Annotated in this window: 23 protein-coding genes; 21 read left to right on the forward strand and 2 right to left on the reverse strand. The window is 70.0% G+C overall.

From position 1 onward, the window contains the following. The 19 genes from ABZ656_RS29370 to ABZ656_RS29460 form a co-directional block, all read left to right on the forward strand. Window positions 1–462: NUDIX domain-containing protein (locus ABZ656_RS29370; protein ID WP_360271485.1), on the forward strand; the 462-nt coding region annotated here is incomplete at its 5' end. A gap of 192 nt (window positions 463–654) precedes the next feature. Then, window positions 655–1,341, forward strand: a complete 687-nt coding sequence (locus ABZ656_RS29375) for a GGDEF domain-containing protein (RefSeq protein WP_360271487.1) — start codon at window positions 655–657, stop codon at window positions 1,339–1,341. Beyond that, entirely contained in the window at window positions 1,338–1,775 is a 438-nt protein-coding gene (locus ABZ656_RS29380; RefSeq protein WP_360271489.1) for a hypothetical protein, read from the forward strand. The genes ABZ656_RS29375 and ABZ656_RS29380 overlap by 4 nt, the downstream gene beginning before the upstream one ends. Continuing rightward, a complete protein-coding gene (locus ABZ656_RS29385) occupies window positions 1,772–2,065 on the forward strand; it encodes a hypothetical protein (protein ID WP_360271491.1) in 294 nt (97 codons plus the stop codon). The genes ABZ656_RS29380 and ABZ656_RS29385 overlap by 4 nt, the downstream gene beginning before the upstream one ends. A gap of 22 nt (window positions 2,066–2,087) precedes the next feature. Next, window positions 2,088–2,261: a hypothetical protein gene (locus ABZ656_RS29390; protein ID WP_360271493.1), complete on the forward strand. Its 174-nt coding sequence runs from the start codon at window positions 2,088–2,090 to the stop codon at window positions 2,259–2,261. A gap of 11 nt (window positions 2,262–2,272) precedes the next feature. Then, a complete protein-coding gene (locus ABZ656_RS29395; RefSeq protein ID WP_360271495.1) occupies window positions 2,273–3,145 on the forward strand; it encodes a hypothetical protein in 873 nt (290 codons plus the stop codon). Further along, window positions 3,145–3,615 carry a hypothetical protein gene (locus tag ABZ656_RS29400; RefSeq protein WP_360271497.1) on the forward strand — a complete coding sequence of 157 codons (471 nt, stop codon included), beginning with the start codon at window positions 3,145–3,147 and terminating at the stop codon, window positions 3,613–3,615. The genes ABZ656_RS29395 and ABZ656_RS29400 overlap by 1 nt, the downstream gene beginning before the upstream one ends. Continuing rightward, complete coding sequence (locus ABZ656_RS29405) at window positions 3,615–3,764, forward strand: hypothetical protein (RefSeq protein WP_360271499.1); 150 nt, start codon at window positions 3,615–3,617, stop codon at window positions 3,762–3,764. Before ABZ656_RS29400 ends, ABZ656_RS29405 begins: the two co-directional genes overlap by 1 nt. 108 nt (window positions 3,765–3,872) lie before the next feature. Continuing rightward, entirely contained in the window at window positions 3,873–4,109 is a 237-nt protein-coding gene (locus tag ABZ656_RS29410; RefSeq protein ID WP_360271501.1) for a hypothetical protein, read from the forward strand. 187 nt (window positions 4,110–4,296) lie between these two features. Next, the gene (locus tag ABZ656_RS29415) at window positions 4,297–5,493 is read left to right on the forward strand and encodes a hypothetical protein (RefSeq protein ID WP_360271503.1); all 1,197 of its coding nucleotides are present in this window, start codon (window positions 4,297–4,299) and stop codon (window positions 5,491–5,493) included. Further along, window positions 5,490–6,731 (forward strand): N-6 DNA methylase, encoded by a 1,242-nt coding sequence (locus ABZ656_RS29420; RefSeq protein WP_360271505.1) that lies wholly within the window; start codon window positions 5,490–5,492, stop codon window positions 6,729–6,731. The genes ABZ656_RS29415 and ABZ656_RS29420 overlap by 4 nt, the downstream gene beginning before the upstream one ends. A 96-nt stretch (window positions 6,732–6,827) precedes the next feature. Next, complete coding sequence (locus ABZ656_RS29425) at window positions 6,828–7,550, forward strand: hypothetical protein (protein ID WP_360271507.1); 723 nt, start codon at window positions 6,828–6,830, stop codon at window positions 7,548–7,550. 79 nt (window positions 7,551–7,629) lie between these two features. Further along, the gene (locus ABZ656_RS29430; protein ID WP_360271509.1) at window positions 7,630–8,079 is read left to right on the forward strand and encodes a hypothetical protein; all 450 of its coding nucleotides are present in this window, start codon (window positions 7,630–7,632) and stop codon (window positions 8,077–8,079) included. Between the two features lie 376 nt (window positions 8,080–8,455). Further along, window positions 8,456–8,842 (forward strand): hypothetical protein, encoded by a 387-nt coding sequence (locus ABZ656_RS29435; RefSeq protein ID WP_360271511.1) that lies wholly within the window; start codon window positions 8,456–8,458, stop codon window positions 8,840–8,842. Between the two features lie 61 nt (window positions 8,843–8,903). Continuing rightward, window positions 8,904–9,689: an HIT domain-containing protein gene (locus ABZ656_RS29440; RefSeq protein ID WP_360271513.1), complete on the forward strand. Its 786-nt coding sequence runs from the start codon at window positions 8,904–8,906 to the stop codon at window positions 9,687–9,689. Continuing rightward, a complete protein-coding gene (locus ABZ656_RS29445; protein WP_360271515.1) occupies window positions 9,686–10,354 on the forward strand; it encodes a hypothetical protein in 669 nt (222 codons plus the stop codon). Before ABZ656_RS29440 ends, ABZ656_RS29445 begins: the two co-directional genes overlap by 4 nt. Next, a complete protein-coding gene (locus ABZ656_RS29450) occupies window positions 10,351–10,563 on the forward strand; it encodes a hypothetical protein (protein ID WP_360271517.1) in 213 nt (70 codons plus the stop codon). Before ABZ656_RS29445 ends, ABZ656_RS29450 begins: the two co-directional genes overlap by 4 nt. Window positions 10,564–11,033: 470 nt before the next feature. Further along, entirely contained in the window at window positions 11,034–12,515 is a 1,482-nt protein-coding gene (locus tag ABZ656_RS29455) for a hypothetical protein (protein ID WP_360271519.1), read from the forward strand. A 157-nt stretch (window positions 12,516–12,672) separates the two neighbouring features. Then, window positions 12,673–13,014: a hypothetical protein gene (locus ABZ656_RS29460; protein WP_360271521.1), complete on the forward strand. Its 342-nt coding sequence runs from the start codon at window positions 12,673–12,675 to the stop codon at window positions 13,012–13,014. A 96-nt stretch (window positions 13,015–13,110) separates the two neighbouring features. Here ABZ656_RS29460 and ABZ656_RS29465 read toward each other — a convergent pair whose 3' ends face one another. Both ABZ656_RS29465 and ABZ656_RS29470 read right to left on the reverse strand, forming a co-directional pair. Continuing rightward, a complete protein-coding gene (locus ABZ656_RS29465; protein WP_360271523.1) occupies window positions 13,111–14,148 on the reverse strand; it encodes a ParB/RepB/Spo0J family partition protein in 1,038 nt (345 codons plus the stop codon). Further along, on the reverse strand, window positions 14,145–15,428 hold the full coding sequence (locus ABZ656_RS29470; protein ID WP_360271525.1) for a ParA family protein: 1,284 nt from the start codon (window positions 15,426–15,428) through the stop codon (window positions 14,145–14,147). The genes ABZ656_RS29465 and ABZ656_RS29470 overlap by 4 nt, the downstream gene beginning before the upstream one ends. A 545-nt stretch (window positions 15,429–15,973) precedes the next feature. On the opposite strand from ABZ656_RS29470, the gene mobF reads away from it, so the two are divergent. Together mobF and ABZ656_RS29480 are read left to right on the forward strand one after the other, a co-directional pair. Beyond that, the gene (gene mobF / locus ABZ656_RS29475; RefSeq protein WP_360271527.1) at window positions 15,974–17,827 is read left to right on the forward strand and encodes a MobF family relaxase; all 1,854 of its coding nucleotides are present in this window, start codon (window positions 15,974–15,976) and stop codon (window positions 17,825–17,827) included. 108 nt (window positions 17,828–17,935) lie between these two features. After that, window positions 17,936–18,520 carry a hypothetical protein gene (locus ABZ656_RS29480; RefSeq protein ID WP_358583332.1) on the forward strand — a complete coding sequence of 195 codons (585 nt, stop codon included), beginning with the start codon at window positions 17,936–17,938 and terminating at the stop codon, window positions 18,518–18,520. The last annotated feature ends 32 nt before the right edge of the window (window positions 18,521–18,552 follow it).

Genomic DNA, 18,552 nt, shown 5'->3' on the forward strand with positions numbered 1-18,552 from the left:
GGCCGCGAACCCGCCATACTCATAGCTGTTGGTGAACCACTCACGCGTCGGTTCCTGCGACTCACCGGCCAGAAATCGACGAACCCGCCTGCTTCCCCCGGCGGCATGGTCGACCCGGGCGAGACCGCCCCGGCCGCCCTGGTCCGTGAGTTGCGAGAGGAGGCCGGCATCGACCTGGCCGGCCACCGTCCGGTCATCCTCGGCCGAGACCTCGTGGACGACTGGCGCAACAGCGATCACGCGTGGGTCGCGTCCACCAGCGCGCTCTACCTGCTACCCGCCACCGTGACCGCCGTCGCGGCCGATGACGCGGCCGACGCCAACTGGTGGCCGTTCGGCTCCCTCGACCAGCTCGACGCCGCGATCACCGCCGCCGGACGCACCCTCTATGCCGCGCACCGCCCTTTGCTGCGCCGCGCCCTGGACCACCTCGCCGACATCCTGGCGAGCGGGACCGGCTGACCCTTCCCCGAGGAACGCGGCGTTTCTCCGTGCCGCCCCGGCCGGGACAGGCGCGGTGTTGCGCCACGACCCGCACCAACCGCAGCGACTTCGCGCTGTAGCTCCGCCCCGGGACGGCCGTCACAGGCCGGAAAACCAGTCGACCGTCCCGGGTCACCCATCCCGTACGAGACGAGAGAGGGAGATCCAAGTATGGACCCCGTCACTCGCGTTGCGACCCCGATCGGACAACGCGCCCTCATCATCACCACCCTCGCGGTCCCGCTCGCCGGCTGGACCGTTCACGCGCTCACGCTCCACCGGCGCCTGGCGGCCGAACGCCGCGACCCGCTCACCGGAGCCCAGCGCCGCGCCGCGTTCGAGCGCCGCGCCCGGCGCCTCCTCGCCCGCCACCGGCAGGACTCCCTGGTCTGCCTGGTCGACCTCGACAGCTTCAAGGGCCTGAACGACACCTACGGCCACGCCGCGGGCGACAAGGTCCTCGCCGCGACCGGCGAGCGCCTCGCCCGCTGGGCCGGACCGCACGGAGTCGTCGGCCGCCTGGGCGGGGATGAGTTCGCGGTCGCGACCCGCGTGGACACCCAGGCGGGGAACGACGCGATGGAGCAGCGCCTGGCGGAGCTGATGGGCGCGCTGCACGAGCCCGTGCCCACCGAGGCCGGGCCGCTCGCCGTCGCCGCGTCGGTCGGCACCGCCGTCCCCGACTACCTCGGCATCCACGTCCTGCCCGCCCTGCTGCGCGGCGCGGACGTCTCGATGTACCGGACCAAGCACTCCGGCCGGTACGGCTGGGCGGAGATCGAAGACCTGGAAGCACCGACGGTCAACGGCCGCCGCGCCGGCCGCCCCGGCACCGCATTGCTGGAGCGTGCCGCATGACGACCGAACTCGAGGGCGGCGACTGGATCCGCGGCATCACCATCCGCCAGCCCTACGCCACCTGCATCCTCGCCGGGAAGAACCCGGAAAACAGGCCCGTCAACTGGCCCTGGCGAGGCTGGATCCTGATCCACGCCGGACTGAAGCTGGAGCGTCCCGCCCTGCGCGACCCGCTGGTCGCCACCGCAATCCGCGGCCGCGAACTGCACCTGGGCGCGGTCATCGGCGTCGCCCGCCTCACCGGCTGCCACCTGGACCGGGGGCCCGAGCAGTGCACCAGCCCCTGGGCGCAGCGCGGCGCGCACCACCTGGTCCTCGCCGACGTCCAGGAGCTCGCCCTGCCCGTGCCCGCCACGGGCGCGCTTCCGGCCTGGAAGCCGACGCCGGACCTGCTGGCGCAGGTGTTCCAGCAACTGCCCGACTTCCGGCCGTGACCCGCACGGGACGCAAGAAGGAGAAGCCGCCGTTCGAGCCGGGCCTGATCCCGGCTCCCGGCGCACTTCTCGACTGGCGCGACAGCCAGCACTTCGACCGCTGGCAGGACCGCCCCTGCGCACTGTGCGGCCGGCCCACACCCATGCGCTCCCACTCCGGCGAGCCCGTGCACAAGGCATGCGCTGAGGACTGGATCACCGCCAACCCCGTTGAGGCCCGCCTCGGGCGGTTCGCCTCCGACGCCAAGCCGAAGCCCAAGTCCAAGGGCCAAGGCGACGACCACGCCTGAACTCCCTCCACCGGAGGACCCCATGAGCAGCACCCACCGCGACGTCGACCACGTCCTCGCCTACCCCGAGCCGCCCGCGTCCCCGCTCTGGCACCGCCACGGCGCGAAGGCCCGGCCGCTCACCGACGCCCAGAAGAAGCGCAACCGCGAGCTCCTGGACCTCGAGCAGCGCAAGCCCCGCACCACCGCCGCGTAGGAGGGCCAGCCGTGTTCACCGACATGAAAGAGGCCCTCGAAGCCGAGGCCCTCGAACTCACCCCGATCGGCAGCGGCCAGAGCGCCGCTGCCTCCCTGGTGGTCGCCCACCAGGCCCGTGACAAGGACGACCTGGCCGACCTGCTGGGCGCACTCGGACTGCCCTGCGACGAGGACGACCTCGTACGCCTGCTCCCCCACCTCACCACCGCCGACACCCCGACGACCGGAGTCCCGATGCCCGTCAACGCCTTCACCGCCACCGCCGCCTCCATGCTGAACAACGGCGACAGCCCCGAGCACGTACGCGACACTCTCGGACTGTCGGAGAGCGAACTCGCCGATGCCGTCCAGCACGCCGAACTGCCTGCCACCGACGCGGACACGGAGGACAGCACCGGTACCGAGGACAAGACCGGTACCCCGCAGACGGCCGCCCCGGCACCCGACAGCACGACGGACGCCGACAGGATCGAGGCCCTGCTCGCGTGGGCGGAGAACCACCCGGCCGCCACCATCCGCAACCGGGCCGCCCGCGTCCGCGGCGACCTCACCGAGCTGGCCGAACGCCGTGCCACTGACGCCGCGCAGCACGCGGCAGAGCAGCGGGTCGCCAAGGCCAGGGCCGAACTGGAGGCCGCGCAGGCACAGCTGCGCCAGGCGAAGGCCGGCGGCCGCGCCGCCACCGAGGACCAGGCCACCACCACCGCCGTGGCCGCTGCCCCGGAGCTCAACGGCAAGCGCAGCAAGGAGCAGCTGGCCGCGATCCGGACCTGGGCACGGGCCAACGGCCACCAGGTCGCCGACCGGGGCACCCCGGCCAAGACGGTCCTGGACGCGTACGACGCCGCCAACAGCACCACCGCCCTGGCGGAGGCGAGCTGATGGACACCAAGCCCCTCACCATCGACGGCTACCTCTACACCGTCCCCACACCCGGCGACGCGCCGTGCACCGCCCGGTTCCAGCTGGTCGTCTCGCCCACCGACGACGTCGTGGACGACGTGGTCTGGTCCTGCTCCACCGGCAATCCCCGGATCGCGCACGCGCTGCTCACCGAGATCCAGCCCGGTGACCTGCTGCACGTCTCTGGCGTCCTCACCCAACGTGACAACCCGGCGGAGCCCGCCCGGCTCACCGTCGACGATCTGGAAGTGCTGGCCACCGCACCGGCCCGGGCCCTGCAGGAGATGGTCCTCGACAGGTACGGCGACTACGTCGTGGTGTTCGACGCAGACACCAATACGGTCCCGGTCTTCACCGCACGCGGGCAGTGGGTCGGCACGGCGGAAAACCCCGACGCCATCGGCACGCTGATCGAGATCCACGAGCGCGTGAACGGCGGCGACGGGTGATGGAAACGACCACCGAGCGGCCCCGTACCGTCCTGGAGCGGTTCCCCGCCGGAGCCCCTCGCGGCTCGTGGCCGGCGGAAGAGTTCGCCTCCGGCCAGCGCGACCAGGGCATCGACGCCCGCGTCGTGATGGACCTCAAGAGCGACTAGTTCCTCGTGGTCACCGACACCCTCTAACCCCCCTCAACCCCGAGCGCCGTGCCCCGCCTCCCGGCCGGGGCGCGGCGCTCTCTCGTCTGCGACAAGGAGCAGCACCTCATGCGCATCACCGTCCGCATCGAACCCCGCCACGCCGACAACAGCCGTTGCGAGCACGCCGTGAAGCCGTCCGGCCATCCCCGCGACCCCGCATCCGGATGCACCGGCAGGACCGCGTACGCGGTCGTGTGCAGCGAGCACGGCGACGTCGACCGGCCCCACCACGTCAAGGCCCTCGCCGAGCCTGCGGCTGTCGCGCACCGCCAGGAGCACCGCGCCGCCCTCGCCGCCCGCTGACCCGACACTCCTTCCCCGCGCGGCGGCCCATCAAGGCGGCCACGCTGCGCCCGACCTCGTACCGCCCAACCCGGGGAGGCCCGCATCGCCGGGCGCCCACGTTCCCCCTGTCCTGCGGCACCACGAAGCGGCTCTCCCTCATCGGGAGGGCCGCTTCTCCCATGCACGCCCCTGGAAAGGCACCGCCTTGACGACGTCGTACACCCTCGCCTTCGACCCACCCGTCCTCACCGCCACGGGACACCCCCGGACGCTCACCCTCACGGCCGGAACTCCCGCTGATCTGGCGCAGGAAGTGCACCGGCACGCCCGCGGCGCCCTCGGCTCACGCACCGTTGACGTCTGCCTGGACACCGACCTGCTGACCGGAACAGTCCTTCGCGCCCACGCGCCCGTCGCGGCGTTCACTCTCACACCCCACCCCGCAGCCCGGGGCGAAACGATTGATGGCCACCGAGGCCGGCACAGTGATCCCGCGCTGCACGGTTACACCCTGGACGACCTGCACCACATCTCCCGGCATGTCGTCCACTCCGACCGCTGGCACAACGCCGCCGACATCGAGGACCGCTACGACACGGCCTGGCACGCCATCGTCGAGCACCTGCTCACGGCCAGCGAACCGCCCACCCGCCACGACCTGTTCCAGGCCGGACTGCGCGGCCGCGACCAGGCCGTGCGACAGCGTCTGCAGGCCCACGGCTACAACCACCACCAGCCCGGCACCGGAACACGGCCCCGCTTCGAGGGGTACTGGACCACCACCGCCGCGCACACGCCCTCCCCCGAGGACCGGATCGTCGACCGGCACACCCTGGCGCAGATCTGGCCCCGGCTCACCCCTCGCCAACAGGACGCCCTGAACGCGCTCGCCGCTACCGGCGACTACCACCGGGCCGCCGAACTGCTCGGTGTCACCCCGGGAACCTTCAACGTCCTCGTCTCCAAGGCCCGCAGGCGATTCCTGGCCCTGTGGCACGAGGGAGAACAGCCCTCCCGCATATGGGGCACGGACCGGCGGGTCGGATCCCGGGCCGCCACCACGCCCGCGGCGGCCAGGCGCCGACCGCCAACCCGCGCAGTCGCCCGCCGCAAGGGCCGCCCACAGCACGAGCTCGTACACGGCAAAGCCTCCACCTACACCAACCACGCCTGCAGGTGCACGCCCTGCACGACGGCCGCCACCGACCAGACCCGCGAACGCAACCGGGCGGCAGGCGCCGTGCCGCGCCGCCGCCTCACCGTCTCCCAGCTCGCGGACATCCGACGGCGCCAGACGGCCGGCGAGACGGTCACCGCGATCGCCGCCGAACTCGGCTTCTCCGACACCTACCTGTACCGGCTCCTGGCCGGCACCCGACAGCCCGCACCGGACCCCTCATGAACATCTCCACGGCCACCCTCGAGGCCCTTGCTGCCGAAGCCCCCGGCGACGGCGGCCACCGCCAGATCATCAGGCTCGCCGTGAACACGGTCGCCGCCGCCCGCCAACTCCCGGAACCCTGGCCCGTCGACCTGCCCGACGACACCGCACACCGGATCCGCAAACTCCTCCAGGACCTCGACGGCATCACCACCTGGGGCGCGGCGGAACTCGGCAGCCTGCGCGAGCAGTTACTCGCCTCCGACACCCGCAGCGCATCCGGCACCTGGTACACCCCGCCCCAGATCGCCCACCCCCTGACCCGGGCCGCACTGAGCACCATCACCGACCTGCACCTGGACGACGACCCCGCCGACGTCCTGAGCGTCTCTGTACTGGACCCGGCCTGCGGCGCAGGCGTCTTCCTGATCGCCGCCGCACGCATCCTCGCCACCGCCTACGTCGGCCTCCTGTACCGCACCCACAACCCTTCACCGCTCACCATCCAGGCCGTCATGGCCGACGTCCTGAAGTCCTGCGTGTACGGCATCGACACCGACCCGGCCGCCGTCGACCTCGCCAAGTCCGCCTGCTGGCTGGAGACCGGCGGCCACATACCGATCACCTGGCTCGACAACAACATCGTCATCGGCAACGCCCTCAACGGAGATATCCCCCCGGCCCTGGCCGGACGCCTCAGCTCACCGAGCCCGCTGGCGATCGTCGGCAACCCCCCGTACAAGGACAAGGCCAAAGGGGCCGCCCCCTGGATCGAGGCCCGCAGGCCCCGCCCCGGCCAGGCCCGGGCCGCAGACGAACTGTGGCGGCCCAGCCTCGACGAATTCCGCACCCCAGGGCAGGGCCGCCTGGAATACGCCCTGTCCAACCTCCACGTCTACTTCTGGCGCTGGGCACTGTGGCGTGCCTTCGAGACCCGACTGCACACCGCCGCCGTGGCCTTCCTCTCCCCCGCCGCCTGGCTCACCAGCCCCGCCTTCGACGGCATGCGCGCCGCACTGCGCCGCACCGCCGACCAGGGACTGGTCATCAACCTGACACCGGAAGGAATGCAACCGCCCGTCCCGACCCGCGTGTTCCCCGGAGTCGCACAGCCGGTGTGCGCGGCCCTGTTCTCCCGCAGCGCCGGACCCGATCCCGACCGGCTCGCCCGGGTGATGTGCGCGACTGTCACCGGCACCCGCGAGGAGAAGTTCCAGCAGTTCGACGATCTCCTCGCGCCGAGCCGCCCCACCAGCTGAAACACAACCCCATACCTGCGGGGCCACCGCCGACTCCGACTACGGCCGCCCCGCAGCCCCGGCGATGCCATCACCCCTCCGAAGGAGAGCCCCTTCATGACAGACAACACCACCCAACTCACGCGTCTGCGTACCCGGATGCTGGCCACCGCATACAGCAACGCCGACAACTGGACGCAGCGCACGGCCTTCCTCACCGACCAGGCCGTGGCCGCGCTCGCCCGCCGCGACCCCGCCGCAGCCGAGGCCCTCGCCGCGTCGCTGCTGGCCCCAGAGATCCTCCACGACACCCAGATCCTGGGCGCGGCCGTAGAAGCCGGAATCGACACCAGCACGTGGGAGGAGCGCCGCGAGAAGACCCGGACCTACGCCCGCGAGGCCTACGAGCTGCCTCCGCAGTTCGACCCGGCCACCGAGGCCAAGCGGATCTGGGCGTCGCTGTACGACCACTACCCGCAGATCGCGGCCGCCCTGGCTGTCTCCCTCCGCGAGATGCCGCCGACCTGGCACGAGGACCTGTTCACCAGCAGCCCCCACTCCCCCGCAGCCACCCTCCGGACGGTCCTGGAGCTCCCCGGACCGGAGACCGCGCCGTATGACGCGCTGGACTGGGAGGACTGCCCGGCATGCGCCGAAGCCCAGGACCAGTGCCGCTACCACCGCGGCGTCTTCGCCGGCATCGAGTACCAGCGCGCCCTGATCACGACGGCCATGACCGACCACACGGCCATCGACCAGCTTATGCAGCGCCACGCCGAACTCGAGGCAAGCACCGCCCGGGCGGCAACCGCCGACGCGAGCACCTCCACCACCCCGTGACACCCAAGGCGGCCGCCGGCCTTCGAGCCCGGCAGCCCCGGCAACCCAAGACCCCGACAGCTCAGAGACGAGGAACCGCATGAGTGCCCGCGAATTCTGGAAGACCGTCCACCGCCTCACCGCCAGCGGTATCGACGGATTCGTGCGTGACCAGGAGGCCGAACACCTGCAGTGGCCGAAGATCGTCGTGCTGTGCGGGTCCACCAGGTACTGGCAGGAGCTCGCCGAAGCCAACCTGTACGAGACCGCGGCTGGCCGCATCGTCCTCGCGCCCGGCTGCAACCTCAAGCAGCCCCACCCGCTGTGGGCGGCACCTGCCCAGGCCGACCGCCTCAAGCAGGTACTGGACGCGCTGCACCGCCAAAAGATCGACCTCGCCGACGAAGTCCTCATCGTCAACCCCGACGGCTATATCGGCGACAGCACCCGCAACGAGATCGACTACGCCCACAGCCTCGGCAAACCCATCCGCTACACCCACCCCACAGACGAAGACGGCCACGACACCGCCCCGGCGCCCGCCCGATGAGCTGCCTGACCAGCCGGGTGTATCTCGAACACGGCAACTCCGCCGCCGTGGTCATCCCGCACTGCACCCGCCGCGCCCCCGACTCCACCGGCGACTGACCACACTTCCAGTGGCCCGGCCGGCAACCGGCCGGGCCACCCAACGTTGCGGTTCTCCGAGCCCACGGAGCGATCGTTGTCCGGCCGTTTTGAGGCCTCACCCGAAGCACTCCGGCCAACGGCACGGTCACGAGCACGTCGAGCAGGCCCCCAGCACCCAGCGAGCCCGGACGGCGAGCGCCGACGCCACCAGCCTCCCGGCGACTGAGCCGGACCGACCCGGGTGGCCACGGTCCTCACCGTGGCCACCCGGCCCACAGCATCAGAGAGAGGACCCCATGACCCCCACCCAACCAGGCGCCTACCCCTCACCCTCCGACGCGGCCGCCGCCCTCCTGGCCGCCCACCCCAGCCTCTCCGCGGACTCGGTGGACGTCGCCGACGTAAGGGGCCTCGGACTGGCCGCCCTGATCCAGGTCGAGAACAGGAGCGCCCTGCGGGCCTGGGCGCAGGCCCTGAACGCGCCCGCCCGCGTGACGGGTGCGAGCGGCTACGGCACCACCGAGCCTCACCAGGCTGGCCTGCCGGACTGGCTCTGGTGGCGAGTGGCGTTCATCGACACAGCAGTCGATCAGACGCCCGTCCGTCTGTGGACGCTGGAAACCTCAGCCCAGCCCCGCGCCCTGGCCACCCTTCTCGCCTGCACCGCCCATGCCGCCACCTGACCGCCAAGGAGCGGCCGCATCCACACGGCCGCTTCTCCACCCCGTCTCTCCTGGAGGCCCTGTGCCGTACGACGTCTTCATCGACAGCTTCGGCGCGCGCTGGCAGGACGCGCCGCCCCCGCGCTACCGCGCCGCCGTTCTCGCCATCAACTTGACCAACGCCCTGCTGAACCCGCCGAACGACCCTGCCCTGGCCGACGCCATCGCCCGCCAGACCGGCCGGGACGCGGGCGTACGCGACTACCTCCTGGCCACCCCCGGCGCGGCCCGCATCATCGACGACGCCGTGCACGAGGTCACCGCGCTGCGCGCCGCCACCGACGCCTACCACCCGATCCAGCTCCTGGTGAATTGTTGGTACGGCCGTCACCGTGCCCCAGCCATTGCCGACGCGATCGGCCGTCGCTTGAAAGAGGCCGGCGCTGCTGTCGCGGTCACACACCATCACATCGACCGGCCGCCGGTCCCCCGCAAACACCCCCGACCCGACTGCCCGTTCTGCGCCATCATCCGTGACGGCGCTCCGGCGACGATCGCCCGCGAGTGGACCGACGCCCTCGCGATCGTGCCCCGCCGCGGCGGCTGCACCGAGGGCCATCTCCTGGTCCTCCCCAAGGCTCACGTCGCGGACTTCACGACCGACCCGGTCGTCTCTGCCACCGTGCAGCTGCGTGCCGCCGAACTCGCCCAGGAGCTGGGTGGTCAGTGGAACTACGTCACCTCCTGCGGCCCGGACGCGACACAGACCGTGTTCCACCTCCACGGCCACCTCGTTCCCCGTACCGCCGGCGACACCCTCGCCCTCCCCTGGACCCGCCCCACCCGCGAACAGGAGCCCACCCGATGAAGCGTCTCTTCCGCCGCTGCGGCCACGCGCCCGGCGCCCTCTCCCCCGAGGACCAGGCCGCCGTCGACGCGTTCCGCGCGATGCTTGCCGCCCTCCGCGATCCGGAACCCTGGACCCCCGGCCGCTGCCAGGACGTCGCCGTCCGGATCGGCCCCTTCGTGGAGCGCGCCCACCCGCGCCCGGGTGACGACTGCGGGCCCGACATCATCGCCGTCGCCCTGCAACACCCCAGCGGCTCGTACGCGCCATACGGCGCCCGCTACCGGCGGCTGGGCTGGCTGCGCTGCGAGACGGACAAGATCCTCGGTGCGTGGAATCCGGCCTACGAGCCGCTCACCCACGCCGCGGTGGCCCTGGACCTCCCCGACGACGTCGGCATGGCCCCGGCGAACTACGGCGTCCACGTCGAAGCACACCGCAGCGACGGCACCGGGTACACGCTGCTCCGCCTCGGCCCCTATAACCAGACCTGGCTCGCCGGCCACGACGCCAACCGGCTCAACACCGAGCTGGCGGGCAAGGCGGCCACCATGGTCCCCGGATTCACGGTCACCGCCAAGGCCGCGCCGTTCGACGTCAGCGACCACGAGAGCTACAGCGACCCGTACGAGACCGACGCCGCCGTGCTCCTGGCGGCCGCCATCGAAGAGGTGGGCGCCGCGTGACCACCACGGCCCTGTACGAGATCGAAACCAGCGAGGGTGACGACGGCACCCTGCACCCTGTCGAACAGCTCTGGACTCCCTGCACCGACGACGCGGCGGACAGCGGCTTCGTTGCCCATCGCGGCGTGCACGTCACTGGGATCGACGACCCGACCGAGGATCACCTCTACCCGGTCGCGTTCATCTTCCTTGGCAAGTCAGCGTGTTGAGCCCGAGCATGTTTCTCGTTCCCGGACGTCTGATTGCCGTGAAGGTGTGGACGATTGCCCTGTCAAGGTGGTCGGCAGCCCAACGCTGGCCATGTGGACGATACGTGCGGCCAGCGGCGGTCATGCGAAAGGTGGGGCTGTGTGAGGTAGAGCCTGACCAGGCAGGCGCCGGACGGCACCGGGCTGAGGGCTCGCCCGTAGTTCGCGCGCCGGCCTGGAGGGAATGCCTGCATACAGGCGTTCGGACTGTTTCACTGGGTGTCCGGGTGGGGGAGGCACAGGTGATGAGAACACGGTGGGGTCGGCGTCGGCTCGATCGCCAGCTCAGGGAGCACTGGGAGCAGGTAACGGGCTACAAAGACTGGGGCGATGACCATATCGGCAGGGCGCTGGAGGATCTGGGGCTCAGTTGCTCGGATTCCCTCGACGCCCGGCGTCTGGCGGCTGTCCCTCCAGGCGCCGAACTGGACATGACCGAGGTCAAAGAGGCCTGGGTCGATGTGGACTCCGGACCGAATCGCCACATCCACCGCATCCTGGTCCTGCTTGAGGACTTCGAGCGCGTGGGTCTCGTGCGCGCCGCCAAGGCCGACGACGGCAGGTGGCGACTGACCGTCCCAGAGGCCCTGCACGAGCGCCTGAGGTCGCGCTGGTCGGCGGACGAGGCGGCCGACTGGCACGGACGGCTCGTGGACAACGCCCTCGCACTGCTGAAACCCGGTGACCCCTGGTCGGCTCTGCCCGCCGGCGCCGGGTACTGGTGGCGGCATCTGGTGTGGCACATGCAGCACTGCGACCCGGCTCAGGCCGCCAGACTCGTGACGTTTCCAGGTTGGCAGAGCGCCAAGATCCAGCGGTTCGGAGCGCAGAGCCTGCTGGCCGATCTGGCCCTGGTCGACTCCCCGGAGTCCAGGGCCACCGCTTCGGTGATCGACGAGGTCATGAGCGGGGAGGAGCATGGCTCCCGGCTGGATCCGGGGAAGCAGGCCGAGCTGCTGCAGGCCCTGGGCCATATGCCGCTTCCGCGAGCGCATGCGGACCACCACGGAGAACCGGAGCAGCCCGCCGTCGCCGGGCAGTTCGTGGTCCAGCCGCAGTCGGCGGTCCGTGCCGTGCTGCAGTTGCCTCGGTTCACCTTTGACTTCGCTCTGGCGCCGGACGCCACATGGCTGGTGGCGGTCGGAAACGACCGGCTCGTCCACGTGTACGACCTGGAAACCCAGGCCCTGCGACGGGCGATCCGAGGCCCGTCCGACATGCTCCGCCACTGCGCCGTCGCTCCGGACGGCAGATTCATCATGACCAAAACGGTGGGCCAGAAGGCCCAGGCCTGGGACGCTGTCAGCGGCGAGGAAATGCTCCCCTTCAAGGTCGGCGCCGTGGGTGAGTCCGTGTACGGTCCCGACGGCATGTGGGTTGCCTACAACACCTCAACCGGCAGCTTCGTCTACCCGCTCACCAACGAACGCTGGGGAACGAAGCCCACGTCGCAGGGGATGTCGCATCTGGCGCTCGCCGCCGACGGAGCAACCCTGGCCGCCTGCGGCCGCAGGGGTCAGATCCTGCTCTGGGACCCGCGTTCCGGCCGACTGCTCGCGGAGCTGCCCGACCAGCCGCACGAGATCCACCGGCTCGGTCTGGCCCCGGACGGCTCGTGGATCGCGATCGGCGACCTGCACTGCCTCCGGGTCCTGGAACTGCCCGGCCTTCGTGAGCGCTTCACGCTGGAGCAGACACGTACACGTTTCGCCACCACCGAGGACTGGCTGGCCGTGCCTGACGCCCGACGCGTGCAGATCCGGTCGACCCGCACCGGCGAACTCCTGAACACCCTCGAGGCCCACACGGACGTCGTACTCGACTGCCGCATGTCACCCGACCGAAAACACCTGATGACCAAGGACCGTGGCGACACGCTCATCGTGTGGGACACGGCCACCATCGTCCCTTGACACCGCGCCTGCCACACTCCCGGGAAGCGCGCGCAGGTCTGCAGCTCGGCTGACCCTGCTTGCGGCCCGACCGCCCGTACCCAGAAAACACGCCCTGCCTTCACAGACCAGCCCTTCAGCAGCCGCTTCAACACGCGCATTCAATAGGGAATTCGTTGTGCTCGGTCATCAGCGGTGGGCCGACATCATCGAGGCCGCCGCCGCGTACATGGCCCAGGTCCACGGCTGGCGGAACTTGCATCTGTACCCGGGCGGCGACCCCGCAGTACTCATCCCCCGCATCCCGCGCGCAGTCCTGACGTGGGGCGTGTTCTTACGGCACCCGCACCCTGACCACGAATGCGGATGCGAGTGGGACGACACCTGGCGCATGGTCTGGGCACCCCACACCGAGCCCGGGGCTGTTCCCGTCACCACCATGCGCCATCCCGCTGCCGCGGTGGCCGCCGCAGGCATCCCGAATCCCGACCGGGGCAAGTTCGCGACGTGGGCAGCCTGACGCACAACTGGCTACTAAAAGGGCCCGGATCCTGCCGTCGCAGGATCCGGGCCCTTTTGCGTTGCAGAGGCTTGATGCGAGTGTCGCGTACCCCAGTCAGGATGCGTCCGCTGTGCGCTTCTCACGATCACGGAGGAGCGCATCGCACACCTTGTCGCGTTCTTCCGGCGACATCTTGAACAAGATCAGCGTCGCTGCTTCGACACCGTCGTGGTACGGGAACATCTTTGGTGACCGCTCCTCAGGGCCGTCACCAGAGATGGCTTCTCGCGGCTCGGGAATGGATTCTTTCGGGCGTCCCTGACCGTCGGCTGCGGCTGATGGACCGCGCTGCTCATCGGCCGTTACCGCTCCGTGATTTTTCACGCCGTGAAAATCCGCTGGTTCAGCAGCGGGCTTGTGACGGGCCTGCGCCCTCTGCCGTGAGGCTGCCGCCCGCTCGTCAGCCTTCGCCTTCTGAGCTTCCGGGGACAGCTTGCTCAGATTGCGGACATGCTCGGCTTTGCGCTCGCCCGTCATCAACTCCTTCTGCAACTCAGGTGAGAGCTTCAGGAGAGACAGCTTGCTAGAGAGCGTGGACGCGGACATCGACAGTCGCTTGCACGCCTTGGTCTGCGAGCCGCCGTAGTAGTCAACCAGTTGCTTGAGAGCGTTGGCTTCCTCGAGGTCGGTCATCCCCTCCCGGTGGTAGTTCGCGATGAACGCGGACTCCAGGAGCTTCTCGTCGTTACTCAGACGAGCGTCATCGACCCGCACCGGGATGGTCGCCAGCCCAACGCGACGGGCCGACTCAAGACGCCTGTGGCCATCGATGACAACGTACTGAGTGCCCGCATCCAGATCGCCGGCGCGGTCTGGCCGACTCCGGACATAGGCGTCAACCGTGCCAACCACGATCGGCAGGATGACGCCGACCTCACGAACCGACGCGACGGTGTCGTCCAGGTTGCGCAGATGGTTGCGCGGGTTGTCGGGATTGTCGCTGATCGCCGGAACCGGCAAGTCCGTCAGGGCTGTTATGCCAGCTCCGTCGCCACCGTTGATCGTCTGGTCGATCGCGTTTCGGCGGGCACTGCGACCGGGACTACCGCCGAACGACGTACCGCGTCCGAGTTGATCCTTCTTCGTGCTCACTTACCGGCTCCCGCCACGATCAGGCGCATGACGTTGGCCTGCTTGCTCTCGGGCACGTACGACAGCAGCGGCTTCTTGAGCCGGACCGTCTCACGCTGCTCCTTGAGGTCGTCCACGACCGCGATCACATTCTGGTCTTCCAGGTTGTGCCACTCCTCAAGAGACGACGTGGCGATGTAGCCCCGCCGACTGTCGAAGAGGTTCACCACGATGCCGAGTCGGTCGATCTCAAGGTGCAGATCTTCCTCAAGGTCGTCGATCTGTTCGACAAGCATCTGGTACGCGTCGGCTGAGCTGTCTTCGGACTGCACGGGCACGAGCACACCGGAGCGGCCTGGCTTCTCATTCGGACGTCGGCGTCCGTAGTACAGACCAGCGTCCATGCTGAGCCCCAGACTTGGGGGCGAGTCGATGACGATGACGTCGTAGTCAGCCTCAAGGGGGTGCAGGGCGCGCTCCAGCGCTGACTCCTTCTGGAAGCCGCGGGACTGGGCGGCCGTGAGCGCCAGCTTGGAGTCGAGCAAGAAGCCCTCGCGCGTTCCCGGCAAGACGTGGAGCCGTCCACCGAACCGAGGATCGTCGATGGCTACGAGTAGATCCTTGATGTCTCCGTTGGCCTCACCGGCCATGTGTGTGACCAGGCTGTCCTTGCCTACGGGGATGGGAGGGATGCCGAGCTGGTTGCTGAGGTGGAGCTGCGGGTCATAGTCGACGAGGAGGACTCTCTGGCCGCCGGCGGTGTAGTCGGCGATGACAGACAGCAGCTGCTCTCGGGTGCGGTTGAAACGCTCCAGCTCGCCGGCGGTGAGAGCCTCAACGAAGTCCTTGAGGCATCGCACGCCAACGCCTTGCGGCTCGGCGTGGGCCTCGGCGATACCTGCCGAGATGGTGGTCTTTCCGACGCCGCCCTTCTGGTTGCACACGATGATCCGGCGCGGCGCGGTCGGCAGACCCACCTGCTTCGGGGAGGGATTGTCGTCCAGCCATGCCCGGACGCTCTGTGCGAGTCCTTGGATGTACGAGACGCCGCGGTCAGTGCAGCTAGCTTTGAAGTCGTCATACATGCCAGGCGGAAGCCAGGTGGAGAACGACTTGGCGCCTGCGGTGGCGATGTCAGCGTAGGGACCTTCATTAGCGCGCCAGTTGGCGATGGCCGTGGTGGCGGCGTCCTGGATGTCCAGGCCTAGTTCGGCGCAGCGAATCTTCAGTTCTTGCTGGAGCGCCGGAGGAAGCTTGGACGCCACCTTTTCCCGGTCTCCGTCAGGGTATGGAGAGGCCATGACGTCACCATACTGACCCCGTCGCTGAAGGCGGTATCCGGCGTGCGGTACTTGATGGTGTTTCACCCAGACGAGGTGCGCCGATTTTCACGGCGTGAAAAGTCACAGGAAGGTCACGGCTCCCCGCTCGGTCGATGAAGCGATGTCCGCCAGCATCGAACTCAGTCCATGTCCTTGCCATTCGAAGCCCGGCGTTGCCGGGGCGGCGAAGTGTCTTGCTCGGGTGGAAGGGAGTCAGTGACGTAGTGCGGGGCGGGGCGTCTTTGGCCGTCGGGGGGCGGGAGCGATACGTAGGTGTGCGCATCTTGGCGGTGGAGTCGTCTGCTGTCGATTGTTGGGGCGTGTGAGGCGTGGGTGGCTGGCTGACGCGCAGCATTTGCCTGGCCCTCTACAGGGGCGGCGAGTGCAAAAGCGGTGCCCGCCTGCCGGGCTTGAGGCAGCGGCTGGCGCCCGTCGGACGGGACCGGTCGTGAAGGTTCGCTGAACTCTCCCGCCCCACGGGATCGGGTCTTTTACGCAGGTCAGAGCCGGTGTCTCTTGTAGTGATGATCAGTGTTGCGAAGGTTCAAAGACGGAACGCTTGGCGGTACTACGTGCGTGGGGTGGCCTTCGGGGACGGTCGCCGTCCGGCCCGCCAGGCGTTGAAGGACGCCCAGGAGATGGCCGGGCTCCCGCCCGGGGTGTGGATGGGGCGCGGCTTGTCCGCGCTTGGGCTCACCGCCGGGGAGGCGGTGACGCAGCGGCAGATGGAGCTGGTGTACGGGCAGGGCCGGCACCCGGATGCCGACCGGATGGAGCGCGAGCTCCTGGACGACGGCGCCGATGCGGAGACGGCACGGCTGGCCACCGTTCTCGGTCAGCCGGCCGAAGAGATCGAGAAACGCAAGCTGACCCCGCTGTTCGCCGTCGACTTCGTCTTTAGGGCGCAGGCGTCCCTGATCGTGCTGTGGGCGCTGGGAGATGACCACACTCGGTGGGTCATCGAGCGGGCGCACGAGCGGGCCATCGACACCGTGCTGCGCTGGCTGGAGGATGAGGTCGCGGAGACCCGGTGGTCCTCGGGCCGCAAGCGCGCCAAGGCACCGGCGCTGGTGGCTTCGAGGTGGCGGCACTTCGACAACCGCGACGGCTTCCCGCTCTTGCACGACCACGTCCTGATTCTCAACCGCGTGCAGCGCCCGGACGGCACCTGGGGTGCGCTCGACACAAGGCGCCTCTACCAGAACGTCGTGGCGGCCGGGACGCTCTACACATTGGCGATGACGACTCAGGTGTGTGAGGAGCTCGGACTGGCGACTGTGCCCCGGGAGGTGACGCCGGGCCTGCGTCCGGTCATGGAGATAGCCGGGGTGGACCAGGACCTCATCGACTGGTCGGCCACCCGCCGCGAGCAGATCGACGCGGCCCTGGAGGGCATCACCGACACCTACGTCGCCAAGCACGGGCGGCTACCCGGCGAGCGCGGCCGCCACGGACTCGGCTGGTGGGCGGCACAGGAAACCCGCCGGGAGAAGAAGACACCGAAGCCGCTGGAGCAGCTGCGCGCGTGGTGGCGTACGTCCGCGATCCTGCGCTTCGGCCAGAAGATGGTCGACGGGCTCCTGGAGCGCTGTCGGGCAGCAGGGAAGGCGATCCGGGCCCGGGTGAGCCCGCAGGTGGACGCCGTCCTCGCTGCTGTCGACGTCGCCGCGATCGTCTTCACCGTGCGCCGTACCTTCGCCCGCCGCCACGTCCTGGCCGAAGCCCGCCGGCACCTCCTGGAGACCCTGCGCGGCCGCGAGTTCACGCGAGGCCTGGACGACTACATCGCCGACCGCGCCCTGGCCCGCCACTCCCGCCAGCTCACCGTTCCCCAGCCCGGCCGCCCGATGCCGGCACCGGACCAGGTCACCTACACCGCCGACTTCGCCTGGCCCCACCGGTGGTGGATCGCCGGCACCGGCGGCAAACCGCCCCGGGAGTCGAGCGGGTACGAGCGTGCCCGGGTCGCCAGCCTCGCCCTGCAGAACGCGATCCGCGACGCCCGCATCGCACGCTCCGCGCCGGACGGAGCACCGGCCGCGACCGCATCGGCCGCGCCGCACGCTGTCGACCACCCGGACCGGGACGCCGCCCACACCCCGGCACAGCAGGCCGCCGCCGTCCAGGCCCACCAGCAGGCCGCGATGCCAGAGCAGCTGGAGGGCCGCACGACCGACCCGGAGACGTGGATACGCACTCCGGAGAACCTCGACCGGTTCGCCGCCTGGAAGCGCGCGGCCGACGCCCGTCGCCGCGCCGTCGCCGACCATCTCCAGCAGACCGGGCAACCGGCCTCGGACGCGGTCGGCCCCGCTGATCAGCAGCAGCACCACACGCCCCAGCCGGACCCGGGCAGGGGAGCAGCCCCCGGACAGTGAGGGGATGTCAACCGGCCAGCGCGTGGCTGATCTGCGCCTTCGCACTGTCTGCGTCTCGGGGCGGATCGAGAATCGGGAAGCGTTGGCACCCGAGTGGGAGGAACCGCGTTGACCGACCTGTACGAACCCCTGGAACCGCTCGACAGCTACCCGGACGAACTGCCGCCGCCCCGGCAGCGCGGCGACGTCAACCTCGTGAGCCTGCTCAGCATCGCCGACGACCTCGCCCGCAGCCTCTCGGCGCTGAAGATCCGGGTACAGCCCTACAACCCGAAGACCTCGCTCGTCAGCCCCGAGAAGGCACGCGAGAACACGGAGAAGGAAGTCGACCGCCTCCTGGGCAAGGCCGTCTACCTCCAGCGCCACGCCCACGCCGCCATGCTTGGACGGTGCGTGCTCGGTGCGGACTCCAAGGAGGACTGCTCCACCGAGGGCGCCCACCTCCAGCTCAACGTCTGGGACGGCACCACGCGGCGGGACATCGTCGAAGACGGCACCACCGGCTGCGTCGCCCACACCGTCGAAGCCGCCCGCCGGACCATGACCGACCCCGCCAGCCGCAAGATCCTGCTCGCCTTCGTCCACGACAACGAAGGCGCAGCCGTCTCCCGCGCCCTCGGACTCGGACCGGACGACACCGAACAGTTCCTGCACCGCGGCCTCACCCTGCGCCCCGAACACCGCGCCGCCTGACCCATCACCGGTCCCCGCGGCCCCGCCCAGGC

Origin of the sequence: Streptomyces sp. NPDC007095 (assembly GCF_040634475.1) — a bacterium.
Lineage (GTDB): Bacteria > Actinomycetota > Actinomycetes > Streptomycetales > Streptomycetaceae > Streptomyces.

Coding starts and splice junctions, on each gene's coding strand:
- ABZ656_RS29425 (WP_360271507.1), top strand. CDS start 6,828: ATGACAGACAACACCACCCAACTCACGCGTCTGCGTACCCGGATGCTG.
- ABZ656_RS29445 (WP_360271515.1), top strand. CDS start 9,686: ATGAAGCGTCTCTTCCGCCGCTGCGGCCACGCGCCCGGCGCCCTCTCC.
- ABZ656_RS29390 (WP_360271493.1), top strand. CDS start 2,088: ATGAGCAGCACCCACCGCGACGTCGACCACGTCCTCGCCTACCCCGAG.
- ABZ656_RS29400 (WP_360271497.1), top strand. CDS start 3,145: ATGGACACCAAGCCCCTCACCATCGACGGCTACCTCTACACCGTCCCC.
- mobF (WP_360271527.1), top strand. CDS start 15,974: ATGATCAGTGTTGCGAAGGTTCAAAGACGGAACGCTTGGCGGTACTAC.
- ABZ656_RS29375 (WP_360271487.1), top strand. CDS start 655: ATGGACCCCGTCACTCGCGTTGCGACCCCGATCGGACAACGCGCCCTC.
- ABZ656_RS29410 (WP_360271501.1), top strand. CDS start 3,873: ATGCGCATCACCGTCCGCATCGAACCCCGCCACGCCGACAACAGCCGT.
- ABZ656_RS29430 (WP_360271509.1), top strand. CDS start 7,630: ATGAGTGCCCGCGAATTCTGGAAGACCGTCCACCGCCTCACCGCCAGC.
- ABZ656_RS29470 (WP_360271525.1), bottom strand. CDS start 15,428: ATGGCCTCTCCATACCCTGACGGAGACCGGGAAAAGGTGGCGTCCAAG.
- ABZ656_RS29380 (WP_360271489.1), top strand. CDS start 1,338: ATGACGACCGAACTCGAGGGCGGCGACTGGATCCGCGGCATCACCATC.
- ABZ656_RS29435 (WP_360271511.1), top strand. CDS start 8,456: ATGACCCCCACCCAACCAGGCGCCTACCCCTCACCCTCCGACGCGGCC.
- ABZ656_RS29405 (WP_360271499.1), top strand. CDS start 3,615: ATGGAAACGACCACCGAGCGGCCCCGTACCGTCCTGGAGCGGTTCCCC.
- ABZ656_RS29420 (WP_360271505.1), top strand. CDS start 5,490: ATGAACATCTCCACGGCCACCCTCGAGGCCCTTGCTGCCGAAGCCCCC.
- ABZ656_RS29455 (WP_360271519.1), top strand. CDS start 11,034: ATGACCGAGGTCAAAGAGGCCTGGGTCGATGTGGACTCCGGACCGAAT.